At 72.3% G+C, this 2,995-nt stretch carries 2 protein-coding genes and 1 pseudogene; all 3 read left to right on the plus strand.

Going from position 1 to position 2,995, the window contains the following annotated elements; translation table 11 throughout:
- Window positions 1–70: 70 nt before the first annotated feature.
- Entirely contained in the window at window positions 71–1,087 is a 1,017-nt protein-coding gene (locus tag D7V97_RS41775; RefSeq protein WP_233583577.1) for a formylglycine-generating enzyme family protein, read from the plus strand.
- Window positions 1,088–1,221: 134 nt separating this feature from the next.
- Window positions 1,222–2,475 carry a threonine/serine exporter ThrE family protein gene (locus D7V97_RS41780; RefSeq protein WP_120616097.1) on the plus strand — a complete coding sequence of 418 codons (1,254 nt, stop codon included), beginning with the start codon at window positions 1,222–1,224 and terminating at the stop codon, window positions 2,473–2,475.
- A gap of 40 nt (window positions 2,476–2,515) precedes the next feature.
- A pseudogene (locus D7V97_RS45100) lies at window positions 2,516–2,995 on the plus strand (hypothetical protein); the annotation flags it as partial.

Here is a 2,995-nt window from a genome sequence, read left to right on the forward strand (position 1 = left end):
CCCGCCCCCGGAGGGCCCAGCTTGCTCCGGTGGAGCGTGCGTCCATCCCCGCCGCCCCGAGGAGCCACGCATGAGCACGGACATGAGCAACGAGGCCGCGAGGCTTGAGCCCGCGCCCTTGCCGCGGACGGAGCCCGCGCCGGGCGAGGCGCCCTTCCCGGACATGAAGTGGGTGCCGGCCGGGACGTACTGGATGGGCTCGGATCACCACTATCCCGAGGAGGCCCCCGCCCACCAGGTCACGGTCTCCGGCTTCTGGATGGACTGCTTCACGGTGACGAACATGCAGTTCGCCCGCTTCGTGGACGCCACCCGCTACGTCACCGTGGCCGAGCGTCCGCTCAACCCCGCGGACTACCCCGGCGCGCTCCCGGAGCTGCTGGTGCCCGGCTCGCTCGTCTTCAAGAAGCCCGCCGGCCGCGTCGACCTGCGGGACATCTCCGGGTGGTGGGCCTACACGCCGGGCGCTTGTTGGAGGCACCCGGAGGGCCCGGGCAGCCACCTCAAGGGACGCGGCAGGCACCCCGTGGTGCACCTCGCCTTCGAGGACGTGGAGGCGTACGCGACGTGGGCCGGCAAGGCGCTGCCCTCGGAGGCCGAGTGGGAGCGCGCCGCGCGCGGCGGGTTGGACCGCCAGGAGTACTGCTGGGGCGACGAGTTCACCCCGGGAGGCCGGCACCTGGCCAACACCTGGCAGGGCGAGTTCCCCTGGCAGAACCTGCGCTCGGATGGCTTCGAGGGCACCTGTCCCGTGGGCAGCTTCCCGCCCAACAGCTACGGCCTGCACGAGATGACGGGCAACGTGTGGGAGTGGACCACGGACTGGTTCCAGACGCGCCACACCGGCAACAAGGGCAAGGCGTGCTGCATCCCCGTCAACCCGCGCGGGCCCTCGCAGGCGAACGGCAGCCATGATCCGCATCAGCCGCGGGTGAAGATTCCCCGCCGGGTGCTCAAGGGCGGCAGCCACCTGTGCGCGCCCAACTACTGCCTGCGCTACCGCCCGGCCGCGCGCTCCCCTCAAGCCGTGGAGAGCGGCGCCAGCCACATCGGCTTCCGCTGCATCGTGCGCCCCACGCCGCATTGAGCGCGCGCGACATGCTCGCCACGGCCTGGCGTCCAGGGGCTCGCGTGCCCTGCGCTCGCGAAGGATGACAGCCCCGGCGTTCGGGCAGAGCTTCACGGAAGCAGCGGAGCGCGCCTCCGCCCCGGGAGGCCCTCATGCACGACACACCTGAACCCATGCCCCTGGCCGATGAGGACCAGGCCGTGGCCTTCCTGCTCGACCTCGTGCGGGCGCTCCACCTCGCCTACCTGCCCGCCAACGTGGTGGAGCCCCTGATGAGGGGCGCCGCGCGAGGCCTGGGGCTGCGGCTGGAGCTTTTCATGCTCCAGAGCTTCGTGGCGACGGAGCTGACCTCGGGAGTGCGGCGGCGGGTGGACATCGAGCGCGTGCCCTTCAACCCCCACTGGAACCTCCGCCGGACGTCCGGAGTGCTGCTGGTCGCCCGCGCGGTGGCGGCAGGTCAGCTCCGCCTTCCCGAGGCGCGCGCCGAGCTGGAGCGCGTCGTCCACCAGCGCCCGGCCTGGCCGGAGGGGTTGGTGTTCGTCGCCTATGGTGTGTACGGCGCGGCCGTCGCCGCCCGCGTGGGCGGAGCGTGGCGGGAGCTGGCCGCGGCGGGCCTCATCGGCGTCATGGCGGGCCTCATCCATTTCGGCACGCTCCGGTCCATGCGCATGGACCTGCAGAAGACCTTCCTCGCCGCGTTCTTCGGCACGTTGATGGCCTTCGGCCTCTCCCTCCTGATGCCGCCCTTCGACCTGGCGCGGGCCCTGTTCGGAGGGGCGACGCTGCTCGTCCCCGCCATGGTGGTGACCCTGGGGGCGGAGGAGCTGGTCAGCGAGTCCGTCGAGGCGGGGATGACGCGCCTCACCTACGGCCTGCTGCGCTTCCTGCTGCTGGGCGTGGGCATCACCGCCGCGGCCCGGCTCTGGACCTTGTTCCTCCCCCTCCCCGCCCACCTCCCGGCGAGCCCGCTGCCCGAACCCGTGGTGCTGGCGCTCGTCGCGCTGGGCGGCATCGCGCTGACGGTCTGCATGGGAGGCCGGCGGCGCGAGCTTCCGTGGATCGTCGGCGCGGTGCTGCTGGCCTTCGGAACCCAGGAGCTCACGAAGCTCCTCTTCGGAGGACGCGGCAGCCCCCTGCTGGCCAGCTTCGTGCTGGGCCTCGCCGGGATGCTGTATGCGCGGTGGCCCGGGAGGACCGCGACGACGATCATCATGCCCGGGCTGCTCCAGCTCGCTCCCGGCTTCCTCGGCACCCAGGTCATCGTGGCGCTGCTCAGCCCGCAGGCGCCCTCTTCCGGAGAGCGCTTCTTCGACGTGCTCCTGGTGGCGGCGCAGCTCATCCTGGGACTGGTGTTCGCCTCCGCCGTCGCCCAGCCCCGGGCCCTCACGGGCGAGGCACGGGCGTGACGACCGCAGGGCCTGCACGAGGCCTGGTCTTGGAGCTGCCATGAACATCCCGGCATCACTGCTCGACTTCTCGCTCGTCCAGGGAGGCCTGCCCTTCGGCCCCGGACGGCGGCACCTTCCTGCCCGTCCGCGCCGTCTTTCCCTGCGCCGGCGCGTCCTCGCCCTGACGCTGGTGAGCTGGCTGCCGCTCCTCCTGCTGTCGCTCCTTCACGGCGGGCCCTCGGCGCCGCTCGCCTTCCTGCGCGATGCGACGGTGCACGTCCAGTTGCTGGTGTCCCTGCCGGTGCTCATCGCGGCCGAGCGCTACGTCGACTTGAGCCTCGCGGCGGCCGTGCGCCAGTTCGTCGTTTCGGAGTTGATTGACGTGAAGCACCTCGCCGCCTTCGAGGACATCGCGCCCGGTGGACTCGCGGGGCCGCTACGAGCTGCAGACGGTGGAGCACTGGGTGCCGGCGCGCTACGAGCAGGTCTGGGTCCCCGAGCAGTGCGTGTCCCGTGGCCGCCACGGCCGCCACGTGCG

The organism is Corallococcus sp. CA053C (assembly GCF_003611675.1).
Taxonomy (GTDB): Bacteria; Myxococcota; Myxococcia; order Myxococcales; family Myxococcaceae; genus Corallococcus.